General features: G+C 36.5%; 20 protein-coding genes. 15 read left to right on the forward strand and 5 right to left on the reverse strand.

From position 1 onward, the window contains the following. The first annotated feature begins 55 nt into the window (after window positions 1-55). The 6 genes from ACVFVN_RS03925 to ACVFVN_RS03950 all read left to right on the forward strand — a co-directional run bounded on the left by ACVFVN_RS03925 (window position 56) and on the right by ACVFVN_RS03950 (window position 6857). Window positions 56-508: a MarR family winged helix-turn-helix transcriptional regulator gene (locus ACVFVN_RS03925; protein WP_165131665.1), complete on the forward strand. Its 453-nt coding sequence runs from the start codon at window positions 56-58 to the stop codon at window positions 506-508. A 10-nt stretch (window positions 509-518) separates the two neighbouring features. Continuing rightward, entirely contained in the window at window positions 519-2924 is a 2406-nt protein-coding gene (locus ACVFVN_RS03930; protein WP_456234270.1) for a 3-hydroxyacyl-CoA dehydrogenase/enoyl-CoA hydratase family protein, read from the forward strand. A gap of 65 nt (window positions 2925-2989) precedes the next feature. Next, window positions 2990-3352, forward strand: coding sequence for a four helix bundle protein (locus ACVFVN_RS03935; RefSeq protein WP_456234271.1), 363 nt, complete (start codon window positions 2990-2992; stop codon window positions 3350-3352). A 47-nt stretch (window positions 3353-3399) separates the two neighbouring features. Continuing rightward, complete coding sequence (locus ACVFVN_RS03940; protein ID WP_456234272.1) at window positions 3400-4578, forward strand: thiolase family protein; 1179 nt, start codon at window positions 3400-3402, stop codon at window positions 4576-4578. Between the two features lie 63 nt (window positions 4579-4641). After that, entirely contained in the window at window positions 4642-5007 is a 366-nt protein-coding gene (locus ACVFVN_RS03945) for a four helix bundle protein (protein WP_456234273.1), read from the forward strand. 74 nt (window positions 5008-5081) lie between these two features. Continuing rightward, window positions 5082-6857, forward strand: coding sequence for an acyl-CoA dehydrogenase family protein (locus tag ACVFVN_RS03950; RefSeq protein ID WP_165131680.1), 1776 nt, complete (start codon window positions 5082-5084; stop codon window positions 6855-6857). A gap of 110 nt (window positions 6858-6967) precedes the next feature. Here the strand turns inward: ACVFVN_RS03950 and ACVFVN_RS03955 are convergent, their stop codons facing one another. Then, window positions 6968-7834 carry a sigma-70 family RNA polymerase sigma factor gene (locus ACVFVN_RS03955; protein ID WP_165131683.1) on the reverse strand — a complete coding sequence of 289 codons (867 nt, stop codon included), beginning with the start codon at window positions 7832-7834 and terminating at the stop codon, window positions 6968-6970. Window positions 7835-8468: 634 nt separating this feature from the next. After that, entirely contained in the window at window positions 8469-11120 is a 2652-nt protein-coding gene (locus ACVFVN_RS03960) for a cation-translocating P-type ATPase (protein ID WP_456234274.1), read from the reverse strand. 418 nt (window positions 11121-11538) lie between these two features. Between ACVFVN_RS03960 and ACVFVN_RS03965 the strand changes: the two genes are divergently transcribed. The 5 genes from ACVFVN_RS03965 to ACVFVN_RS03985 all read left to right on the forward strand — a co-directional run bounded on the left by ACVFVN_RS03965 (window position 11539) and on the right by ACVFVN_RS03985 (window position 14690). After that, complete coding sequence (locus ACVFVN_RS03965; RefSeq protein WP_456234275.1) at window positions 11539-12243, forward strand: SMUG2 DNA glycosylase family protein; 705 nt, start codon at window positions 11539-11541, stop codon at window positions 12241-12243. After that, window positions 12240-12449 carry a DUF2945 domain-containing protein gene (locus ACVFVN_RS03970; RefSeq protein ID WP_456234276.1) on the forward strand — a complete coding sequence of 70 codons (210 nt, stop codon included), beginning with the start codon at window positions 12240-12242 and terminating at the stop codon, window positions 12447-12449. The genes ACVFVN_RS03965 and ACVFVN_RS03970 overlap by 4 nt, the downstream gene beginning before the upstream one ends. A gap of 151 nt (window positions 12450-12600) precedes the next feature. Beyond that, complete coding sequence (locus tag ACVFVN_RS03975; protein WP_456234277.1) at window positions 12601-13308, forward strand: lipocalin family protein; 708 nt, start codon at window positions 12601-12603, stop codon at window positions 13306-13308. A gap of 84 nt (window positions 13309-13392) precedes the next feature. Next, window positions 13393-14142, forward strand: coding sequence for an SDR family NAD(P)-dependent oxidoreductase (locus ACVFVN_RS03980; RefSeq protein ID WP_456234278.1), 750 nt, complete (start codon window positions 13393-13395; stop codon window positions 14140-14142). Window positions 14143-14165: 23 nt separating this feature from the next. Beyond that, on the forward strand, window positions 14166-14690 hold the full coding sequence (locus ACVFVN_RS03985) for a GNAT family N-acetyltransferase (RefSeq protein ID WP_456234279.1): 525 nt from the start codon (window positions 14166-14168) through the stop codon (window positions 14688-14690). A 23-nt stretch (window positions 14691-14713) separates the two neighbouring features. On the opposite strand, the gene ACVFVN_RS03990 is transcribed toward ACVFVN_RS03985, so the two are convergent. Together ACVFVN_RS03990 and ACVFVN_RS03995 are read right to left on the reverse strand one after the other, a co-directional pair. After that, window positions 14714-15472, reverse strand: coding sequence for a hypothetical protein (locus ACVFVN_RS03990; RefSeq protein ID WP_456234280.1), 759 nt, complete (start codon window positions 15470-15472; stop codon window positions 14714-14716). Between the two features lie 3 nt (window positions 15473-15475). After that, complete coding sequence (locus tag ACVFVN_RS03995) at window positions 15476-15895, reverse strand: MarR family winged helix-turn-helix transcriptional regulator (protein ID WP_456234281.1); 420 nt, start codon at window positions 15893-15895, stop codon at window positions 15476-15478. Window positions 15896-16335: 440 nt separating this feature from the next. On the opposite strand from ACVFVN_RS03995, the gene ACVFVN_RS04000 reads away from it, so the two are divergent. From ACVFVN_RS04000 to ACVFVN_RS04015, 4 genes are all read left to right on the forward strand, one after another. After that, entirely contained in the window at window positions 16336-16881 is a 546-nt protein-coding gene (locus tag ACVFVN_RS04000; RefSeq protein ID WP_456234282.1) for a YceI family protein, read from the forward strand. Between the two features lie 41 nt (window positions 16882-16922). Next, window positions 16923-18194, forward strand: coding sequence for a hypothetical protein (locus ACVFVN_RS04005; protein ID WP_456234283.1), 1272 nt, complete (start codon window positions 16923-16925; stop codon window positions 18192-18194). Between the two features lie 73 nt (window positions 18195-18267). Continuing rightward, on the forward strand, window positions 18268-18777 hold the full coding sequence (locus tag ACVFVN_RS04010; RefSeq protein ID WP_456234284.1) for a YceI family protein: 510 nt from the start codon (window positions 18268-18270) through the stop codon (window positions 18775-18777). Window positions 18778-18918: 141 nt separating this feature from the next. Beyond that, on the forward strand, window positions 18919-21069 hold the full coding sequence (locus ACVFVN_RS04015; protein ID WP_456234285.1) for an endonuclease MutS2: 2151 nt from the start codon (window positions 18919-18921) through the stop codon (window positions 21067-21069). A gap of 131 nt (window positions 21070-21200) precedes the next feature. On the opposite strand, the gene ACVFVN_RS04020 is transcribed toward ACVFVN_RS04015, so the two are convergent. Further along, window positions 21201-23267, reverse strand: coding sequence for a protein-disulfide reductase DsbD family protein (locus ACVFVN_RS04020; protein ID WP_456234286.1), 2067 nt, complete (start codon window positions 23265-23267; stop codon window positions 21201-21203). Between the last annotated feature and the right edge of the window lie 23 nt (window positions 23268-23290).

Below are 23290 nucleotides of genomic sequence, written 5' to 3' on the forward strand. Positions count from 1 at the left end.
ACTATGCATGCATAATATATTTTCTTATTTTTGAATAATCACTTTAAAGGTTATTATGGACAAGAAAAATTCAGATAAAGTTGAAAGTGTAGATTTATTACTTAAGTCTGCGTGGTTAGCGGTTTCAAAAATGTATTCGGATAAAGCATCCTTATACAATTCAACAGCAGTACAAGCTTTGACATTGTTAAAAATTGACCCAAAAGAAGGGACAAGAAGTACAAATCTAGGCCCTAAAATGGCTATTGAACCAACTTCTTTAACAAGAATCATTAAGCTTTTGGAAGATAACGGTTACATCTATAAAGAAAAAACTACGACGGACAAACGTGAAGTCATTATCAAACTTACTGAAAAAGGTATCGAATCAAGAAATCTATCAAAAGAAGTCGTTCTGGATTTCAATACTCGCGTTATGGAAACAATTCCGCAGGAGAAGTTTGATGTCTTCAAAGAAGTAATGTCTTCGATTCTTAAAATAGCAAACGATCTAAATAATAAAAAATAACAAAATTATAATGAAAAGACGAATCAAACACGTTACAGTTTTAGGTTCCGGAATTATGGGAAGCGGGATTGCTGCACACTTTGCGAACATTGGTGTAGAAGTTTTGCTTTTGGACATCGTTCCTTTTGAACTGACTGAAGCTGAACAGAAAAAAGGACTTACCAAAGAAGACAAAGTGGTTCGCAACCGTATTGCTTCAGAAAACTTTGCGAAACTTCAGAAAGCCAGTCCAGCGCTACTCTATTCTCCGAAATTTGCAGATAGAATTAAAGTTGGAAACTTCGACGATGATTTAAAGAAAATCAAAAACACCGACTGGATTATCGAAGTTGTTGTGGAACGATTAGACATCAAAAAATCGGTGTACGAAAAAATTGAGCAGTTCAGAAAGCCTGGAACATTGGTTTCTTCCAACACTTCGGGAATTCCAATTCACCTTTTAACAGAAGGTAGAAGCGATGATTTCAAAGATTATTTCGCAGGAACGCATTTCTTCAATCCGGTGAGATATTTACCACTTTTAGAAATTATTCCTACGCCGCACACAAAACCAGAAATTGTCGATTTCTACATGACTTACGGTGCGAAATTCTTAGGAAAAACAACCGTTCTTGCAAAAGATACGCCTGCATTTATCGCCAACAGAATTGGGGTTTTCGGGATTATGAACATCTTCAACACCATCCAAAAATTAGGATTGAATATTTCTGATGTTGATAAATTGACAGGTCCTGTAATCGGTCGTCCAAAATCAGCAACTTTCCGTACAGCGGATGTGGTTGGTTTAGATACTTTGGTGCACGTTGCCAACGGTGTTCGTGAAAGCGGTGTTGAACAAGAGATCTTCAAAGATCAGTTCGCCATGCCTTCATACATCGATTTCTTGATGAGCAATAATTTCTTAGGTTCAAAAACCAACCAAGGTTTCTTCAAGAAAGTGAAAAATGCCGACGGAAAATCAGAAATTTTAAGATTAAACTTAGACACTTTAGAATACGAACCTCAAGGAAAAGTAGCTTTCCCGACTTTAGAATTAACGAAAAACATCGATAAACCTATTGACAGATTCAAAGTTCTAATTGGTGGAAAGGATAAAGCGGGCGAATTCTACAGAGCTTCTTTCGGAGCGATGTTCGCGTATGTTTCACACAAAGTTCCAGAGATTTCTGACGACATCTATAAAATCGACGATGCCATGAAAGCTGGTTTCGGTTGGGAAAATGGACCATTCGAAATTTGGGATGCAATTGGTATTCAAAAAGGAATTGATTTGGCGAAAGAAGCCGGTTACGAAGTTTCTGATTGGGCGAAAGATTTAGCTGCAAAAAATGAAACTTTTTATAAAGTAAATGATGAAGGACAAAGTATTTTCTACGATAAAAATACAGGAAACTACGATCAAATCCCTGGTCAGGAAGCATTTATCATCTTAGATAATATCAGAAAAAACAAAACCCTTTGGAGCAATTCCGGTTCGGCCATTTTAGATTTAGGTGATGGAATCATCAATTTCGAAATTCGTTCTAAAATGAATTCTTTGGGTGGCGAAGTTCTGGACGGATTAAACAGAGCCATCGATCTTGCCGAAAAAGAATACGACGGTTTGGTAGTTGGAAATCAAGGTGCTAATTTCTCTGTAGGAGCCAATTTAGCCATGATTTTGATGATGGCAATTGAGCAAGATTGGGACGATTTGAATATGGCAATCGCGTATTTCCAAAAATCGATGATGCGCGTTCGTTACTCATCAATCCCAGTCGTAGTTGCGCCTCACGGAATGACTTTGGGCGGTGGTTGCGAAATGACCATGCATGCAGACCGTGTTGTTGCCGCTGCCGAAACCTACATCGGATTGGTAGAAACCGGAGTTGGTGTCATTCCTGGCGGTGGTGGTTCCAAAGAATTTGCGTTGAGAACATCTAGAGAATTCCATGCAGATGATGTTAAAAACAACCGTCTTCGTGATGCGTTCATGAATATCGCCATGGGTAAAGTAGCGACTTCCGCTTACGAGGCTTACGATATGGGAATCCTTGAAAAAGGAAAAGACATCGTGGTGGTTGACAAGAAACGTCAGATTGCAGAAGCTAAAAAAGTAGCGAAATTATTGGCCGAACAAGGTTACACCCAACCAATTGAGCAAACTGTAAAAGTTCTTGGAAAAGATGCTTTAGGAATGTTCTACGTAGGAACCGACCAAATGTTAACCGGTAATTTCATTTCAGAACACGACAAGAAAATTGCGGACAAACTAGCGAACGTTTTAGTAGGCGGAAATCTTTCTGAACCAACTGTTGTTACTGAACAATATCTATTAAATCTTGAAAGAGAAACTTTCCTGCAATTATGTGGCGAAAGAAAAACTTTGGAAAGAATTCAGTACATGTTGCAAAATGGAAAACCACTTCGTAATTAGACTTGAGACTTTAAGACTTGAGACTTGAGACTAAGTGATATAAAACTTAAATCTAATAAAAGTTTATGCATAATATTAAAAAATTAAAAATCTGGAGTGAATCAATTAATTTATGTGTTGATGTTTATAAAGCATTGGCAACTTTGCCTAATGATGAAAAATATGGACTTTCCTCACAAATTAAAAGAGCAGCCTTTTCAATTCCTTCCAATATAGCTGAAGGAGCTGGAAGAGAAAGAGAAAAAGAATTTTATTATTTTTTAAATATTGCATATGGTTCTTCCTATGAGCTTCAGACACAATTAATAATATGTGAAAAATTGAATTTTATTTCTGGAGAAATCAATGAATCTTTATTGAATAAACTCGATGAAGTTCAAAAAATGATTTACGTTTTTAAAGAAAATATTAATAAAAAACTTATTTAAAACTGGCAAGAGTCTCAAATCTCTTGTCTAAAAATCTCTCAACTAAAATGAAACAAGCATATATCATAAAAGGGTTCAGAACCGCAGTAGGCAAAGCGCCGAAAGGTTCTCTTCGTTTTACAAGACCCGATGTCATGGCGGCTACCGTAATTGAAAAATTAATGGCGGCTGTACCACAATTAGATAAAGACAGAATCGACGATCTCATCGTTGGAAACGCAATGCCAGAAGCAGAACAAGGCTTGAATGTGGCGCGTTTAATTTCCTTAATGGGATTAAATACCAACAAAGTTCCTGGTGTTACCGTGAACAGATATTGCGCATCGGGTTCGGAGGCGATTGCGATTGCATCCGCTAAAATCCAAGCCGGAATGGCAGATTGCATCATCGCGGGTGGAACAGAATCGATGTCGTATATTCCGATGGGCGGTTACAAACCCGTTCCAGAAACGGATATCGCAAAAACAAACCCCGATTATTATTGGGGAATGGGCTACACTGCGGAAGAAGTGGCAAAACAATACAATATTTCTCGTGAAGAGCAAGACCAATTTGCGTTTGAATCTCACATGAAAGCTTTAAAAGCCAATGCGGAAGGGAAATTTGCCAACCAAATTGTTCCAATTCCTGTGGAATATAATTTCTTGGACGAAAACCAGAAAATGCAAACCAAAAAGTTCGATTTCTCGGTAGATGAAGGTCCAAGAGCCGATACTTCTTTGGAAGGTTTGGCTAAACTTCGTCCCGTTTTTGCAAACGGAGGTTCTGTTACCGCAGGAAATTCATCTCAAATGAGTGACGGTGCGGCTTTCGTGATTGTAATGTCCGAAGAAATGGTGAAAGAATTAGGCCTTGAACCAGAAGCGAGATTAGTCGCTTATGCAGCAGCAGGTTTGGAACCAAGAATCATGGGAATGGGACCAATTTATGCCATTCCAAAAGCGTTGAAACAAGCTGGTTTAGAACTAAAAGACATCGAATTAATCGAATTAAACGAAGCTTTCGCTTCTCAATCCGTAGCCATCAAAAAAGAATTAGGCTTAAATCCGGATATTCTGAATGTCAACGGCGGCGCAATCGCACTTGGTCACCCACTGGGTTGTACAGGAACAAAATTGACCGTTCAGTTGCTTGATGAAATGAGAAAACGCGGCAACAAATACGGAATGGTCTCTATGTGTGTAGGAACCGGACAAGGAGCGGCTTCGATTTTTGAACTGCTTTAGTTTAGACTTAAGGATAAGAGACAAGGAGATAATAGACGAAGAGATATTAGATAATTGAAAAAAATGAGTGATTTTAAGCGACATAATCTTAAAAAATTAAAAATATGGCAAATGGCAATGGACTTGTCAAGAATCACTTTGGATCTAACGGATACTTTTCCGGCTTATGAAAAATACGGCTTGAAAAGTCAAATGGACAGATGTTCAATATCAATCCCTTCAAATATTGCAGAAGGTTCCAGTAGAACAAATAAATCGTTCAGTCATTTTTTAGATATTTCTTTAGGTTCTTCATTCGAACTTCAGACTCAACTTTTATTGGCTGCCCACAGAAAATATCTAGCTGATGAAAATTGTGAAATTTTTGAAAATAAAATCGAAGAATTTCAAAAAGCGACGATGGTTTTTCAAAACACTTTAAATCAATAAAAGTCTATCCGTCTGTCATCTATCCGTCTATCATCTAAAAAACTATAATTAATTACAAATAAAAACAAAATCATATGGCAAATTTAATTGGTGGCGAGTTCCTTATCAAAGAAGTTCCTACAACAGAAATCTTCACTTTAGAAGAACTTTCAGAAGAACAAAGAATGCTTCGTGACAGTATTCGCGAATTTATCGATAGAGACGTAATCCCAAACAACCCTCGTTTCGAGAGTAAAGATTATGCATTAACCCACGAATGCATGCAAAAATTAGGAGAAATGGGCGCTTTAGGAATTGCTGTTCCGGAACAATATAACGGACTTGGAATGGGCTTCGTTTCTACAGTTTTGGCTTGTGACGTAGCTTCTGGAGCCAATGGTTCTTTAGCAACAGCTTACGGAGCGCATACCGGAATTGGAACGCTTCCTATCCTACTTTATGGATCCGAATATCTAAAAAACAAATACCTTCCGGCTTTAGCAACAGGTGAAAAATTCGGGGCGTATTGCTTAACAGAGCCCGATGCAGGTTCTGATGCCAATTCAGGAAAAACCAAAGCAGTACTTTCTGAAGACGGAAAACACTACATCATCAACGGACAAAAAATGTGGATTTCTAACGCAGGTTTTGCAGATACTTTTACGTTTTTTGCAAGAATTGACGATGACAAAAACATCACCGGTTTCGTGATCAACAGAAGCGAATTGGAAGATCCAAATTCAATGACTTTTGGTGAAGAAGAGCACAAATTGGGAATCCGTTCCTCTTCTACCCGTCAGGTTTTCTTCAACGATATGAAAGTTCCTGTGGAAAATCTTTTGGGAGAAAGAAATAACGGTTTTAAAATCGCCATCAACGCTTTAAACGTGGGTAGAATTAAATTGGGTGCGGCAAACTTGGACGGACAAAGAAGAATTCTAAACCATTCGCTTCAATATTCAAATGAGAGAAAACAATTTAATGTTTCTATTTCTACTTTTGGAGCGATTCGTAAAAAATTGGCTGAAATGGCGACTGGCGTTTTCGTTTCGGAAGCTGGAGTTTACCGTGCTGCAAAAGATATTCAGGACAAAATTGATGAATTGGTTGCAGGTGGAATGAACCATCAGGAAGCGGAATTGAAAGGTGTTGAAGAATATGCCGTTGAATGTTCAATTTTGAAAGTTTTCGTATCGGATTTAACACAAAAAACAGCGGACGAAGGAATCCAAATTTATGGTGGAATGGGATTCTCCGAAGATGCCCCAATGGAAGCGCCTTGGAGAGATGCCAGAATTGGAAGAATCTACGAAGGAACCAACGAAATCAACAGACTTCTTGCCGTTGGATTGTTGATCAAGAGAGCCATGAAAGGTCAGTTGGATCTTCTTTCTCCGGCAATGGCTATTTCTAAAGAATTAATGGGAATTCCATCTTTCGATGTTCCCGATTATTCAGCATTCATGAGTGAAGAAAAAGCACTTCTTGCCAATTTGAAAAAAGTTTTCTTAATGGTTTCTGGAGCTGCCCTTCAAAAATACATGATGGATATTGAGAAACAACAACACTTATTGTTAAACGCTTCTGAAATCCTGAACCAAATCTACATGGCAGAATCAGCGGTATTAAGAGCTGAAAAACATTTCGCACCAGATTCTGTAGAAGCAGCAATGGCTCAGTTGAATTTATACAAAACGGTTGATGCCATTATCACAGCAGCTAAAGAAGGCATTGTTTCTTTCGCCGAAGGTGATGAGCAACGAATGATGCTTTCTGGACTTAGAAGATTTACGAAATACACCAACACACCAAATGTGGTAGCACTTACCGAAAAAATTGCGGCTCATTATGTTGAAAAAGGGAATTATTAGAATCTTAAAAATAATCAATTATAGGCTGCTAATTAGTTGCCTATAATTATCTTTAAGAAAACAAAAAAGCCTCGACTTCGTCGAGGCTTTAATATTTAAAATCGTTAAAATTATTTACCCAAATAAGATTTTAGAATCTTGCTTCTTGAGTTGTGTTTTAGGCGTTTAATAGCTTTTTCTTTAATCTGACGAACACGCTCTCTTGTAAGATCGAATGTCTCTCCGATTTCTTCCAAAGTCATAGGATGTTTTCCACCAAGACCAAAATACAATCTAACAAGATCTGCTTCTCTCGGCGTCAAAGTATTCAATGCGCGCTCAATTTCGATTTGTAGAGATTCTAGCATCAAATCTTTGTCAGGACTTGGAGATTCTCCAGAACGCAAAACGTCGTACAGGTTAGAGTCTTCTCCTTCTACCAAAGGGGCATCCATAGAAAGGTGACGTCCAGAATTCTTCATAGATTCTTTGATGTCTTCCTCGCTCATGTCCAATACTTCAGCCAATTCTTCTGGAGAAGGTGGTCTTTCATTTTCTTGTTCTAAATGTGCGTAGGCTTTGTTAATCTTGTTGATAGACCCAATTTTGTTCAACGGAAGTCTTACAATTCTCGATTGTTCAGCCAAAGCTTGCAAGATAGATTGTCTAATCCACCATACTGCGTAAGAAATGAATTTAAAACCTCTCGTCTCATCATAACGTTTCGCAGCTTTCATTAAGCCTAAATTACCCTCGTTAATAAGATCTGGAAGCGAAAGTCCTTGGTTTTGGTATTGTTTTGATACCGATACGACGAAACGAAGGTTGGCTTTAATTAATTTTTCCAAAGCGGCTCTGTCGCCAGCACGGATGCGTTGTGCCAAATCTACTTCCTCGTCGGCAGTAATCAATTCAACTTTTCCAATTTCTTGCAGATACTTGTCAAGCGAAGCGGTTTCCCTATTGGTAACCTGTTTTGTAATTTTTAACTGTCTCATTATAGATATTCCTCAATATAGAGTTCTATTAGATTATACGAATAAGTTTGCCAAAAGGTTACAAATAATTTATTTTAACTATTAATTATCTTTTTTTTAACGGCGCCATTTCCGGCTGTCACTAGTCGCTGCGCCGCCTCAAAGCTATTGCCCGAGCCTGCGGCGCGAGCTCCAACATACCGTTCCATCCGCGGCGCATAATAGTCATCCGTAGCATATTTTATCTATAATTAGAAAGCCTTGTTAGAGCTCGAAGGCCTAACAAGGCTCCGATATTTTTAAAATCAAAAAAAATATCAAAATTAATTTTTTATGCCTACACAACAAATTTCGAAGAAAATGTTAATAAAAAAACAAATGCCCACCTCCCGAGGCTTACGTCCTAAACGATGCCTATGTAGATGACAATTTAATAATTTAAATACTGAATTTTAGAAATCACTATTTTTAAATGCATATGATTAAAATTCATTGAAAAACTGTCATAATAAACACTTTGTCATTCCCAAGAACGAGAAACCGAAGGCTCAACGTCGTTAAATCTAGTTAAACCTCAATTTACATAAAATTCTATGCTTTGTTACGTTCTAAATGACAAAATCTAGTAATTTTAGGCTTTTGAGACAACCACATTTTATTTCCTAAATAATTTCACCATTTCATTTAAAAGCATCGGAATTAAACCTAAACCTAAAATCCAAAGCCATCCTTCACCATGCAACGGCTGCAAATGAAAAGCTTCTGCCAAGAAAGGAATATACAAAACAATCGTCTGCATTAGGAATCCCACTACCACAGCGCCTATTAAATATTTATTTCTTAACAAACCGCCATTCAGAATAGTGTGGTGAATGCTGTTGTAAGACAAAGACATGAAAAGCTGACAAGAAACCAAAGTCATAAAAGCCAGTGTTCGTGCATATTCAAGAACATTTTGGGGAACATTAGAATCAAAAGGAGAATAACCGTGTTGATTGTAGCCATGCCAAAATCCAAAAATAGTCACCAAACCAATCAATACTCCAGCGATTAAAACTTTGGCGGCACCGCCGTTAGCAAAGAAACCTTCGGATAGCTTTCGAGGTTGCTCTTTCATCACATCTGTACTTCCCGAATCTAAACCTAAAGCCAAAGCCGGCAACGAATCGGTGATTAAATTAATCCACAACAATTGGGTCGCAATTAATGGCATCGGCATTCCCGCAACCACCGCAATAAGCATGGTAATTACTTCGCCCAAATTACTGGAAAGTAAAAATAGAACCGATTTTTTAATATTGTTAAAGATAATTCGGCCTTGCTCAATCGCATTAACAATGGTACTGAAATTATCATCCGCCAAAATCATATCCGAAGCCGATTTTGCCACATCTGTACCGGTAATTCCCATCGCAACGCCAATATCGGCAGCGTTCAGAGATGGCGCATCGTTCACGCCATCACCCGTCATCGACACAATATTTCCTTTGGACTGAAAAGCTTTTACAATATTCACTTTATCTTCAGGGGAAACCCTTGCAAAAACCCGACATTCCGTTACCGTATCGTTGTATTTTTCTGGCGCAATCATTCGAAGGTCCACACCAGAAATAGCCTGTTTGTTATCTGTTGCAATGCCCAATTCTTTGGCAATAGCCATGGCTGTATTTTTGTGATCGCCCGTAATCATCACGGTCATAATCCCGGCTTGTTTTGCTTCGTTAATGGCATCTTTTACTTCTAATCTTGGCGGATCCATCATCCCCACCACACCAACTAAAATAAGATCGTTTTCGTATTGTGTTTTCGGAATATCCGAATTTTCCCGTTTGTACGCCAGAGCCAAAGTTCGTAACGCATGGTCCGACATTTTTTCTGAAGCTTCCTGTATCAGCATTCTGTGAACATCGGTCAGTGGGATTACTTCATCGTTTTCCAACACATATTTAGAACGTAATAAAATAGAATCTAAGGCGCCTTTAACATAAATTTCTCGAGTTTCATCAGCTAAAAGATGACATGTGGACATCATTTTTCGTTCGGAATCGAAAGGTAACTCACCAATTCTGGGACAAGAATCCGTAAGTTTTTGACGGTTTAATTTTAAATCATCTGCAAACATCAATAAAGCAATTTCCGTAGGATCACCCGTTGCCACATCATCTTCCAAAGTGGCATCTGAAGCCAGAAACATACCTTTCGCTAAGCATTGGGAAGCACTCGTTTTAATAGTAGAAAAATCATCAATTAAAGCATCAGAAAAAGTATAAAATTGCGTAACGGTCATTTTATTTTGAGTAAGCGTTCCTGTTTTATCCGAACAAATAACACTTACCGAACCCAAAGTTTCTACAGCTGGTAATTTTTTGACAATTGAATTTTGACGTGCCAGTTTGGTAACCCCCACCGAAAGGACGATGGCCACAATGGCGGCTAAACCTTCCGGAATAGAAGCCACAGCCAAAGAAACCGATGTCATGAAAAGTTCGAAAACCTCGCGCCCCTGAAAATATCCAATCCCAAACATAAGGGCACAAACACCAATAGCAATTTTACCCAAAGTTTTTCCGAGTTCGGCCAATTGAATTTCCAAAGGTGTTTTGCGGTCTTCTTCTTCAGAAATAATCGTGGCGATTTTACCAATTTCTGTAGAATTTCCCGTGCCTACAACCACGCCAACGCCTCTGCCATACGTCACCAATGTGGACATGAACGCCATATTGTGAAGATTGCCAATGCCAAGATCTGTTTTACTGGACAAAGCTTCGGCAGTTTTTGGACTGGCCACCGATTCTCCTGTAAGAGCAGATTCATCGATTTGAAGATGGGCGGCTTCGATGATTCTAATATCGGCAGGAACATTTCGTCCCGCTTCCAAAATAACCAAATCGCCAGGAACCAAATCTGAGGTGTTGATCTCGAAAGTTTGTCCATTTCTTTTAACAATGGCGTGCGGATTGGAAAGTTGTTTGAGCGCTGCAATGGCGTTTCCAGCTTTCATTTCCTGATAAACACCCAAAACAGCATTCAGAATAACAACCACCAAAATAATGATGGCATCTACCCATTCTCCCAAAAATAAAGTGATCATCACTGCGCCCAACAAAACATAAATGAGGGCATCGTTCACTTGTTCCAAAAGCAATTTGAAAACAGATTTGGATTTTTCTTCAGTCAAGGTATTGAAGCCAAACTTTTTTTGGTTTTGCAATACTTGTTGATCGTTCAAGCCTTCGGCTTGCTGAACGTTAAACTGCTTTAGAATTTGCTCTTGGGATTGAGAATACATAGATTTCAGATCGATCATATTGTGATGACTTTTGCAGCTATAAATTTACAAGGATTACATAAGATAAAAAAATTCATTAAGGGAAAATGACTATATAATTTTTAGTATATTTTATGTTCATTTTTCTAGTAATTGATTTAAATTCTTGTGACCCAATCAGAGATAATGATTTGATTAAGAACACAGCGAAACCTCAGTTTTTTATTAAGGAATTTTGAATAAGAATATATTCGGGAAACCTAAAGAAAAGTTTTAAAACAGAAAATCTTTAAATAATGAGAACTTTTGATACTATTTTGATACTTTTCATGGCATTGTTCGAAACATAGCACTTTCCTAAACGCAAAATACCTAAAGCCTAGTTTGTTACAACAAAATAAAAGTCTTGTGGCATAATAAATGTACTAATTATAATAACAAAAAAACATCTATAAAATTGTCAAAAACATTTGCAGATAGAGTAATTGCGTTTAATTGCAGTTTGCAATATACAGGAAAACTCCCAAAAACTTTTCGGGTAATGAATCCTTATATGGACAATCCAGAAACTTTAAAAGTAATGCAAGCTTTTTATCATAAATATTACAACGATAACAAAGAACGAAAATTTATTATTGGTATCAATCCTAGTCGGCATGGTGCAGGAATAACAGGAATTCCGTTTACCGATACAAAACGTTTGGACAGTATTTGTGGAATAAAAATGCAATCGGCCCATACCCATGAAATTTCCTCGGTTTTCATGTACGAGATGATTGCTGCTTATGGTGGAGCAAAAGACTTTTATAATGATTTTTATATCAACTCGCCTTTTCCATTGGCTATTGTTCGGGAAGCAAAAAAAGGACAATTATTGAATGCCAATTATTATGATGATAAAGATTTGTTCGACGACGTAAAAGATTACATGATAACATATTTGCAGCAGCACATCAACATAGGGTTGAACACTTCCGAAGTCTATGTTCTTGGAAAGAAAAATGCCAATTTTATTCAGAAACTAAATCAAGAAGTCAAACTATTTGACCGCTTAATAGTTTTAGAACATCCACGCTACATTCAACAATACAAATCCAAAGAAAAACAACACTATATTGACAAATATCTTTTAGCTTTTCATCAATCAAAAGAATCATTATGAAAACAAAATTTAAAGTTGGCGACAAGGTAAAATGGAATTCGGAAGCGGGTATTGTTTCGGGAACGATTATCAAAATACACACAACAGATTTTAAATACAAAACCTACACGCATCATGCCACAGCTGCTGATCCGCAATACGAAATAAAAAGCGACAAATCGGATCATATTGCCGCCCACAAAGGCTCTGCACTAACTAAAGTTTGACACAAATTCAACACAATTGGCTGAAAGCAAGAAAGGAATTACACACTCTATTTTACTGAATTATTTTCTTTCTCACAAATGAAGATTGGCACTGTTCCTGCTTTATTATAAGCAACAACAGAAACTGTTTTATCAATCAAAATATGTAAAAATGACATTCAATTTCAAACCTATTTTCGCGATTCTTCTGGGAAGTGGATTATTTCTTTCTTCTTGCAAAAACATTCAGAACAATGGCAATCAATCGGTTAATGAACAAATATCAACCGACCAATTAACAGAGAACAACAAAAAAATGCTTATCGGTTCTTGGGAAGACCAATCAGAAAGTGCATTGAATTTTAGCTTGTTTGGCGACGGTACGGCCCAATCGGATACTATGTCAACTTTACTGTATCAAAGATGGAGCGTGGAGGGCAACCAACTTACTTTGACCGCAAAAAGCATCGGTAACAAACAGTCTTCCATCGACTCCAAAATTTATTTCATCCAAAAACTGAATGACAAAGAATTGGTTTTAAAAGATAAAATGCAACTTTTGAACTACAAAAAAGTAAACACAAAATCTCAGCAAAAATCTAAAAACCTAAAAGGACAATTGGTTTTCAGTCATGAAGTTCGGACTTTCCAAGCCTGTGGAAGCGATAAGCTCTATTGGATTTCCGATCAAACAGGAAAAATAAAAGACGTTTACAGCCAGCTCACCAAAGATCAAAAACCTTACACTCCAATTTTTGTTGAAATACAAGCGCAAGACCAAGGAAAATCCAATGACGGTTTTTCAGCAAAATACGAAAGTGTCTACAATGTTACCAATCTTTTAGAAGCCAAAGCTGTTACCGAAAATGATTGTCATTAAAAACAAACACCTATTTTCCGAAATTAAAATAGAACTCAAAAAAAACCGTAAAACTTTAATCCAACTTAAAAACAAAATTCCATTATGATGAATACACTTAACAATCAAGTCATCATCGTTACCGGCGGTGCTGCGGGAATCGGCGGTGGCATTACCCAAGAACTTGTTCAGCGCGGCGCTTCTGTAATTGCTGTAGATGTGAATGAAGAAGCAGGCGCACAAATCGAAAAAAACAATCCGGGAAAAGTTATTTTCCTAAAAGGAGATGTTTCTCAAAAATCGGTTGCCGATGAAGCCGTAAACATTGCCGTAAGCCAATTCGGAAAACTAACCGGCGTGGTGAACAATGCGCATGTTTCCAGACAAAAACCACTCATGGATCTTACCGAGGGCGATTGGGCGATTTCCTTCGGAACAGGATTTAACGCCACGCTTAATTTCATGAAATCCGCTTATCCGGAACTCAAAAAATCGCAAGGTGCTATCGTGAATTTCGGTTCGGGCGCAGCATTGCAAGGAAGCAGATTTCAGGCGAGTTACGCAGCGGCAAAAGAAGCGATTCGGGGTTTGAGTCGTGTGGCAGCAACCGAATGGGCTGCGGATAATATTCGGGTAAATATCGTTTGTCCTTTAGCTTTTACCGCAGGTGTCAAAAATTGGAAAGAAAATTTCCCAGAAGATTACCAACATGTGGTCGAAAAAATACCGTTGGGACGTTTTGGAGATCCACAACATGACGTTGCGCCGATTGTAGCTTTCCTTCTTAGTGAAGACAGCAAATACATGACGGGACAGACTTTAATGGCTGATGGTGGTGATATTATGCTGCGCTAAAAACAAAATTTGAAATTCAGAAAATGAAAATAAAACAAGAAAACTCAAAGGATTACGAACAGGTTTTTGAACTCATTAAAAATGCCTTCGAAAATGAAATCCAGTCCGATCATCAAGAGCAATTTCTTGTAGAAAGATTAAGAAAATCTGAAAATTTCATCCCTGAATTATCGATTGTTGCAGAAGTTGACCAACGCATTGTTGGATATATTTTATTGACAAAATTGAAGATTAAAAATTCCGAAAACGAGTTTGAATCTCTTGCATTAGCTCCAGTTGCTGTATTACAAAAACTTCAAAATACAGGAATTGGAGCTTCTCTCATAAGCTATGCACACGACAAAGCAAAGGCATTGAATTTTAAGTCCATAATTCTTCTTGGTCACGAAAATTATTATCCAAGATTTGGTTATAAACTTGCTAAATCTTTTAATATCAAATTACCGTTTGATGTTCCCGATGAAAATTGTATGGCGATTGAACTCGAGGAAAATGGACTGAAAAACATCAGCGGAATGGTGGAATATCCTAAGGAATTTTATGATTAAAAAATATTCTTGCAAATCTTGAATTATAAATGAAAATACCGCGGATCTGGATATTGAAATTCAAAGTCCAAATCAGCAACTAATTTTGCAGATGAAATTCGTTTTCCTTTTGGCCCGGATTCTTCGGCGTAAGGCTTATTTTTTTGAGCGTTAATGACTTCAGATTTACTCGGATGAAGTGGTGCAACGACATTATAAACTTTGGATTGAGATTTTAATGCCATCATCTTTTCCACAACCGAACAGATATCCACATAATGAATATGATTAACCGACACATCCAAATTCGAAATATTATAATTGGACAATAGTCGGTTGTCGCCCATCAATCCTGCTACACGTAAAATATTAATTTGTGGAAATTTCTCTTTCATCATGCGTTCCCCTGAAACCTGATTAAGAGGCACATCTTCTTCCACAAATTCTTGTTCTAAATTGGGATAAACACTTGTAGTACTCATGAAAAACATCAATCCTTTAAAATCTCCAATAAAGGCATGCAAATTCTGACTCCTGTTGTATAAAGAGCTGACACAACATGTTTTTTCAGAAAAAGGTACCGTAATAATGATGATGTCCAAATCCGAAATAATATTCCATTCTGTTTTTTCGGTCTGTTGATAATCTGTAAAACAAACTAAAGTGGGATGAAATCCTTTAGCATCCAAAGTTTCTTTTTTATCGATTGAGGTTGTCGTGGTATAAATTTCAAATCGTGGTGACAAATGTTCTGCAAGTCGCAATCCGAGCCAGCCACAACCTATTATTCCTATCTTTTGCATGATTTATTTTTTTGATTTGATGATGATGTCGTCGAGATTGGACATGAGTTGATCTTTTGTAAGTTTTGGAAGCCCAAGACAATCCTGAACGGCAAAAGGAATATGACTTGCTTTTTCTTTGAGCTTCGCTCCTTTTTCGGTTAAACTTATCTGGACGATTCTTTCGTCTGAAGAGCTGCGAACACGCGTCAACAAGCCGTTGTTCTCCATTCGTTTAAGTAATGAGCTTAGCGTAGCCTTGTCCAAATGCAAAAACTCACCAATTTTAGTGATACGCATACTGCCGTTTTCCCACAAAACCAGCATCACCAAATATTGCGGATAAGTCAAAGATATCTCATCCAGAAAAGTGTTGTACAAACTGGTCAAGTATCGAGAAAGTACATAAGTTTTGAAACATAAATGATCCGACAAATTCATCATAACGTACATATTGGAATACAAAGCTATTCTTTTTATTTCGCATACAAACTATTTGTTTAAAAATAATAAAATGCAGCAAGCTGTATTTATATGTAGTTTCTGTTTAGAATAGAAAAAAACAAGCTTATTATAATTTACGAGAATTCTTAATAATAAATAGACTTTAGAGATTGATTTTTGTCAGAAAAAATTAGCTTCATTGAAGAATGACTATTTTTTATTCAACATCTAATAACATTTTTTAGCTGCTTTATCAAACATTTGATTAATTTATTAATTATTCTTAATTATTTAAATATAATATTAATAATAACACAAAAACTAACAATCGTTAGGATATTTATCATACTCAATAATTTCATCTTAATATCAATTATTCATACTTTTGTATTAGAAAATTAACAAAGATAATTCAATAATAACTATAAAAAATTATAAATATGAAAAATACATCTACAAAAATTGGAGTTTTGGTTGGCGCATTAATGCTTGGACTTTCTGCTAACTTTTTAAATGCACAAAAAATAAGTCAACAATCTTCTAATATAAAAATTGATGGTACATCAACATTACACAAATGGGATATGACATCCACGCAGTCAACTTTTACAGGTGATGTTAATGGTAACAAAATCGAGGATGTAAAATTCGTAATGAAAGCAACGAGCTTAAAGAGCAAAGACTCATCATTGGATAAAAATGCTTACAAAGCTTTGAACACGACGAAATATCCAGATATCGTTTTCACAGCAGCTAGCCTGCCGACATCAGGAACTGCGACGATACAAGGTAATATGACCATTAGCAATGTTACAAAAAATATCAGTATTCCTGTAAGTGTTACAAAAAATGGCAATTCTTATGTTATAAAAGGTAGTACAAAAATGAAGATGACAACATTCGGGATAAAACCACCAAGTGTGATGATGGGAACCATAAAATCTGGAGATGAGATAAACATCAACTTTAATGTAACAACTAAATAATATTTAACTCAACTATTTATAAACAATTAAATCAAAAAACTATGAAATCTACAATACTAAAAGCAACAGCCCTAGGTGCAATTTTCTTCAGTGGATTAGCTTATGCACAAGAACAAAAGTTTGATAACTTCAGTCCAAAAGACCAACATGGTATCAACCAATTCGAAAGTCCAAAAGATTCTATCACGACTTTTGAAAAGTTGAAAGTTAAAGTTGGTGGTGCATTTGCTCTACAATTCCAAGGTATTAAACACGAAAGCGGCGCAGACCCATCGGTTCCTGCAACTAAGTTATACAATATCGGAAATAACTTTAACCTTCCTACAGCTAACTTAGACATTGATGTAGCTTTGTACGATGGTGTTAACTTACATTTGAGAACTTTCCTTTCATCAAGACACCACAACGAAACTTATGTGAAAGGTGGATATTTACAAATCGACAAATTAGATTTTATTAAAAAAGACTTCTTAGGCGATTTTATGAAATATGCTACAATCAAAGTAGGTCAGGACGAAATCAACTACGGTGATGCGCACTTTAGAAGAAGTGATAATGCCTACACGCTTCGTAATCCATTTGTAGGAAATTACCTTATGGATGCTTATGCAACTATGGTTTTCGCAGAAGTTTACTATCAAAGAAATGGATTCTTAGGAATGGCTGGTGTTACCAATGGACGACTTAACCAAAATGCAACTGGCGGAACAAGTCCTTCTGTATATGCAAAAGTGGGTTATGACAAACAAGTTAACGACGACCTTAGAGTACGTTTAACAGGTTCCGTTTATAACGCAGCGCAAACACAAAGATTAGATTTCTACGATGGCGACAGAGCAGGTTCTAGATACTATTTTGTGATGGAAAACGCAGCAGCAACTTCTTCTGCCAACTTCAAATCAGGTCAAGTTGTTCCAGATTTCAAAAATAAAATGACCAGTTTTATGATTAACCCATTTGTGAAATACCAAGGTTTAGAATTCTTCGGAATCTTCGAAACTTCTTCTGGTAGAAACTTCGCAGAGGTTGACAGAAGAACTTGGAATCAATATGGTGCTGAATTGCTTTACAGATTCGGAAATAACGAAAACCTATACCTAGGCGGACGTTACAACATGGTAAAAGGAGAACTAGCAACCAAAGAAGATGTAGAAGTATCTCGTTACAACATCGGTGGCGGTTGGTTCATGACAAAAAATATCATGGCGAAAGCAGAATATGTTAGTCAGAAATATGATGGCTACTCACCTGCAAGCATTTTGCACAACGGAAAATTTAATGGTTTTGTTTTAGAAGCAGCCATTTCATTCTAGATTTTTTATAGTTTATATTGTTTGTACTAGAAGGGGAAATTCCCTAAGACTTTCCCCTTCTTTTAAATTTTTCATGATGAAAATTTTTCACATTCTATTGTTTGCTGTCTTTGGTGTATTAAAAACTTATGGTCAGCAAAATTTTATAGAAATAAATGGCAAAACCAATGTCAACGCTTTCAAATGTATTAATGACATTTCGGGTGAAAGCCAAAAACTTAGCTTCGTAGATACGCAGCTTCCCGAATTGGAAATCAAAGTTGGTGGCTTCGATTGTAAAAATCGAGTGATGACCAACGACTTCAAAAAAACATTATCCGAAAAACAATTTCCAAATATGTACGTGAAGTTCCTCAACTTCTCAAAAACCAGTAACAATCAATATCTGGCGAATGTGGAAGTTAAGATTATGAACAAAACGCAGAAGTATCAGATTAATTTTTCAAACCAAAACGGAAGGCTTAGCGCAAAAAAGAACGTAAAATTCAGTGACTTTCAAATCACACCACCGAAGAAAATGGGCGGTATGGTAGTCGTGAAAGATGACTTAACATTACAGTTTTGTCTCGATGCTAAGATATAATTAAAAACACACACTTTATATAAATTCCACGTTTCGGAGTTGCTCTTTCGGGAGCAGCTCTTTTATATTTATACATGATTAAATAAAAAATGCGACAAGCATACAATTTCACAAAATATAAACATCATTTTATATCTTTGCATGGTGCAAGTTAGTTCAGAAAATTTACAAGAATTAGAGTTTCCACGTTTGTTGGCCGAAATCGCGCCACTCGCCTACTCTCCAAAAATATCCGAGAACATCCTTCATCTAAAACCAATGCCAATAGATGAAGCCGAATTGTCGTTGAAAAAAACATCAGAATTTTTAAGTTCTTATGAAAGTGACAACGCGATTCCGTTTGATGAATATGAAGATATTGAAGCCGAACTAAAAGTCATGCACATCGAGAATTATCGACTAGACAATCATGCTTTTATTAAAATTAAAAATCTGACAGAACAAGTCGGAAAACTTCAAAACTATTTTCCAAAGCTGATTGATATTTTTCCAATTCTCAATAACGATGTCAAAGACTTGGATTTTCAAAAAGAAATTATTGAAAAAGTCAACAAAGTTTTCAACCGATTTGGCGAAGTCAAAAGCGATGCTTCTTCGGATCTACAAATACTTCGCTCGGAAATTCAACATGCCAAAAAAGCCATTCAGGAGAATTTTAACAGAGCTTTGTCCGCTTTAGCACAAGGCGATTTTCTGGATGATATCCGCGAAAGTATTATAGACGACCAACGTGTGCTAGCTATCAAATCGGGTTATAAAAAACGGGTTCCTGGAAGAACTTTAGGTGTTTCCAAGACAGGCTCTATTACATACATCCAGCCAGAAAGCGTTATAAAACACCAGTTCAAACTGCGTGAAAATGAAGAGGAAGAAAAAAAGGAAATCGACAGAATTCTTAGAAAACTTACTGCTGAGCTATCGACCTTTCAACCACAACTAGAAAGCTATCAACAATATATTTTCAATCTCGATATCATACGTGCCAAAGCGAGATTTGCGAAACTCATCAATGGTGTTTTACCAAAGATAAATCGACATAAAAGTCTAAAGCTTATCAATGCTTTTCATCCATTATTATGGTTACAAAATACGGCTGAGAATAAAGCCATTTTTCCACAAACTTTAGAATTGTCAGACCACAACAGAATCATTTGTATTTCTGGTCCCAATGCTGGTGGAAAATCGATTACGCTAAAGACTTTAGGATTGTTGCAACTCATGATTCAGACAGGGATTTTAGTTCCTGTACATCCAAAAAGTGAGATGTTTTTCTTTGACAAATTAATGACGGATATTGGCGATAATCAATCCATCGAAAATCATCTTTCCACCTATTCCTCACGTCTTAAAAAAATGGCGAGTATCATTCGCGAAGCCGACGAAAACACTTTGCTATTAATTGACGAATTTGGCACAGGTTCGGATCCAGAATTAGGTGGCGCATTGGCAGAAAGTTTCCTCGAATTTTTCTACGAAAAGAAAAGTTTTGCCATTATCACGACGCATTACACCAACATCAAACTGGTTGTCGAGCAACTTCCACACGCGATAAATGCTGCGATGCTTTTCGATGAAGAAACTTTGGAACCGATGTACAAACTGGAAATTGGCCAGGCAGGAAGTTCGTTCACTTTTGAAGTGGCTGAGAAAAACAAAATCCCGAGATTTATCATTCATAACGCCAAGAAAAAAGTAGAACACGACATCGTTAATCTTGACAAGACCATTGTTAAACTACAACAAGAAAAATACGAAGTAGAAAAACTAAAATCGGATCTTACCGTACGCAAAGAGTCTGTAGAAGACAAGCGCGACAATCTTCATAAACTGAATGAGCAATTGCAACAAAAGTTATTTAATTTTCAAAAATTATATGAAGAGGAACACCGCAAATTACAATTCGGTAACAAAGTAGAAAACTTTATAGACAGCTATACCAAAGGAAAATCCAGAAAAGAAGTTGTCAAAGATTTTGTAAAACTTTTGGAACAAGAAAAGTTCCGAAAAGTAGGTGCCGACAAAGATGAGAGCAAACGTCTACAAGTTGTAAAACGCAAAATTACACAGCAATTAAAGAAAGAAGAAGTTCAGGAAAAAATTGCTGAAACCAACGAAAAGATAGAAGAAAAACGTCAAAAAGAACGTGCGCTTTGGTTGAAAGTTGGACAACGTGTTCGTATCGCTGGAAGTACAAGTGTTGGCACGATTGAGATGATTAATAAAAATAAAATCACAGTTAACTACGGTACTTTCAAAACGGTGATAAGCGGCGATGAGTTGGAAAGAATCTAAATATTCAATCTCTTAGAAAGTCTAACTTTAAAATAAAACACTTTCAAAATTTCGTTTTAGTTTTAAAAAAAACAAAAAAATCCGCGACCAAAATCGCGGATTTCACTTAAACTTAAACTTTATATCAAGAATTAATTCTTTTTATAATAATTGATTCCACATTCTAAGAATTTCTTGAAATCATCTTTTGGCATATAGCCTGATACTGGCGTGTTAATCACCTTTTGGTCTGGCGTTACCAATACATAGTGTGGCTGCGAATTGTTATTAAAATTCACCTGTTGGAACATGGACCATTTGTCACCAATGGTTTTAATTTTCTTCATTTGACCGCCACCCATATCAATTTTCATTTGCTCTGCTTCTGGCAATTCTTCTTTGTCATCAACATATACTGAAGCAATCACAACATCGTTCTGTAATAATGGCAAAATATCTTCCTGACTCCAAACGAATTCCTCCATTTTACGACAGTTTTCGCAACCATAACCTGTAAAGTCGATAAGTACTGGTTTGCCTTGTTTCTTGGCTTCTTCTAAAGCGTCGAAATAATTATGATGCAGTTTTAATCCTAAAACGCCATCTTCTTCATTATGAAAATAACTTACATTCATCGGAGGAAGAATGCCACTTAACAATTGAAGTTTTGGTTTGTCAGAAGGGATAAGACCATAAATTAAATATCCTAAAAATCCTAAACCTAAAACACCTAATAATTTTCTTCCTAAAGAAATCTTCGGTTCTTTATCATCGTGTGGGAATCTTATTTTCCCGAATAAATAAAGGACTAATCCAATAGTTATGACAATCCATAACACAATGAAAAGTTCTCTTTTTAATAAGAAAGTTTTAGAAACTAAATCTGCTTTTGAAAGGAATTTTAAAGCCAAAGCGACTTCGATAAATCCTAAAACAACCTTCACAGTATTCATCCAGCCACCTGATTTTGGAAGACTTTGTAATGCTTGCGGGAACAATGCCAACAGCCCGAATACCAATGCCCAAGACAATCCAAATCCTGCTAATGCAAAAGTTAATAAAGTCGGCACATTGGACGATCCTGTAACAACGCCTCCTAGCAAACTTCCCAAAATAGGTCCTGTACACGAAAACGAGACGATAACCAAAGTTAAAGCCATGAAGAATATCCCGATAAGTCCACCCGCTTCTTCTGCTTTTGATGATTTGTTTGCAACCCAGTTTGGTAAGGTAATTTCGTAATAACCGAAGAAACTGAATGCAAAGAAAATAAAGATGATAAAGAAGAAAATATTCAACCAAATATTTGTTGAGATTTGATTAAAGATATTTCCAGAAATACCATCAATAATATGAAACGGAATACTTAATAATACGAAGATTAATAAGATGAAAAATCCGTAAATAAAAGCGTCGCGTTTTCCTTTTGCTTTGTCTTTGCTTCCTTTTGTAAAAAACGAAACCGTCAAAGGAATCATTGGGAAAACACAAGGTGTCAACAAGGCAATAAGTCCACCCAAAAAACCTAACGCTAAGATTAACCAGTTGTTATCGCCACCAGCATGCTCTTGTACAACACCACAATTTGTCAATGGATTTCTGAAATCCAAAGAGTTAATTTTAAGTTGTTCTTCGTGATTTGTGCTAACAGGTGACACCACTGTCATTTCGCCATTAGCTTCTGGAATGGCCACTGAGGCCGTATCTGTTGTAGCAAGTGCTTCTTCTGGTTTTGTAGCATCTTCAACTTTAGGCGTTGTGCTTTTAACCTCTTTTTCGAATTCTAAAGTTGTTGGCGCAAGACACAATCTGTCGTTACAAACTTGATAGGTAATTTCTGCCGCAACTTTAAAATCTTTATCAGGATTTTTAGCTTTAAATTTTTGTTTGAACAAAACTTGGTTGGCGTAATAAACAATCTGCGCCCCGAAAGCTTCGGAATATTCGTCATGCTTCTTCCCTACCTCCAAGACTTTACCTATTGTTGTAATTCCTTGTTTTGAAGACAACTTAAATTCTGTTGGAAATCCAGAATCTTCTGGCAAATCTTGTGAATAGATATGCCATTTGTCCTCCATTTTTGCAGTTAACACAGCTTCATACTCTCCTTTTCCTAAGTCTTTAACATCAAATTGAAACTTTACAGGATTCTGAACTTGTGCTACGACTAAAACTGAAAAAATAAAGGAAAGAAATAATAAAATCTTCTTTAAATTCATTTTTTGCTAAATATTAAGAAATT

Source organism: Soonwooa purpurea (genome assembly GCF_053891095.1).

Excerpts from the sequence above, each read along its gene's own strand:
- ACVFVN_RS03925 (WP_165131665.1), top strand. The coding sequence starts at position 56 with ATGGACAAGAAAAATTCAGATAAAGTTGAAAGTGTAGATTTATTACTT.
- ACVFVN_RS03985 (WP_456234279.1), top strand. The coding sequence starts at position 14,166 with ATGAAAATAAAACAAGAAAACTCAAAGGATTACGAACAGGTTTTTGAA.
- ACVFVN_RS03980 (WP_456234278.1), top strand. The coding sequence starts at position 13,393 with ATGATGAATACACTTAACAATCAAGTCATCATCGTTACCGGCGGTGCT.
- ACVFVN_RS03970 (WP_456234276.1), top strand. The coding sequence starts at position 12,240 with ATGAAAACAAAATTTAAAGTTGGCGACAAGGTAAAATGGAATTCGGAA.
- ACVFVN_RS03935 (WP_456234271.1), top strand. The coding sequence starts at position 2,990 with ATGCATAATATTAAAAAATTAAAAATCTGGAGTGAATCAATTAATTTA.
- ACVFVN_RS03945 (WP_456234273.1), top strand. The coding sequence starts at position 4,642 with ATGAGTGATTTTAAGCGACATAATCTTAAAAAATTAAAAATATGGCAA.
- ACVFVN_RS04000 (WP_456234282.1), top strand. The coding sequence starts at position 16,336 with ATGAAAAATACATCTACAAAAATTGGAGTTTTGGTTGGCGCATTAATG.
- ACVFVN_RS03930 (WP_456234270.1), top strand. The coding sequence starts at position 519 with ATGAAAAGACGAATCAAACACGTTACAGTTTTAGGTTCCGGAATTATG.
- ACVFVN_RS03995 (WP_456234281.1), bottom strand. The coding sequence starts at position 15,895 with ATGATGAATTTGTCGGATCATTTATGTTTCAAAACTTATGTACTTTCT.
- ACVFVN_RS03990 (WP_456234280.1), bottom strand. The coding sequence starts at position 15,472 with ATGCAAAAGATAGGAATAATAGGTTGTGGCTGGCTCGGATTGCGACTT.
- ACVFVN_RS04005 (WP_456234283.1), top strand. The coding sequence starts at position 16,923 with ATGAAATCTACAATACTAAAAGCAACAGCCCTAGGTGCAATTTTCTTC.
- ACVFVN_RS03955 (WP_165131683.1), bottom strand. The coding sequence starts at position 7,834 with ATGAGACAGTTAAAAATTACAAAACAGGTTACCAATAGGGAAACCGCT.
- ACVFVN_RS03950 (WP_165131680.1), top strand. The coding sequence starts at position 5,082 with ATGGCAAATTTAATTGGTGGCGAGTTCCTTATCAAAGAAGTTCCTACA.
- ACVFVN_RS04020 (WP_456234286.1), bottom strand. The coding sequence starts at position 23,267 with ATGAATTTAAAGAAGATTTTATTATTTCTTTCCTTTATTTTTTCAGTT.
- ACVFVN_RS03975 (WP_456234277.1), top strand. The coding sequence starts at position 12,601 with ATGACATTCAATTTCAAACCTATTTTCGCGATTCTTCTGGGAAGTGGA.
- ACVFVN_RS03940 (WP_456234272.1), top strand. The coding sequence starts at position 3,400 with ATGAAACAAGCATATATCATAAAAGGGTTCAGAACCGCAGTAGGCAAA.
- ACVFVN_RS04010 (WP_456234284.1), top strand. The coding sequence starts at position 18,268 with ATGATGAAAATTTTTCACATTCTATTGTTTGCTGTCTTTGGTGTATTA.
- ACVFVN_RS03960 (WP_456234274.1), bottom strand. The coding sequence starts at position 11,120 with ATGATCGATCTGAAATCTATGTATTCTCAATCCCAAGAGCAAATTCTA.
- ACVFVN_RS04015 (WP_456234285.1), top strand. The coding sequence starts at position 18,919 with ATGGTGCAAGTTAGTTCAGAAAATTTACAAGAATTAGAGTTTCCACGT.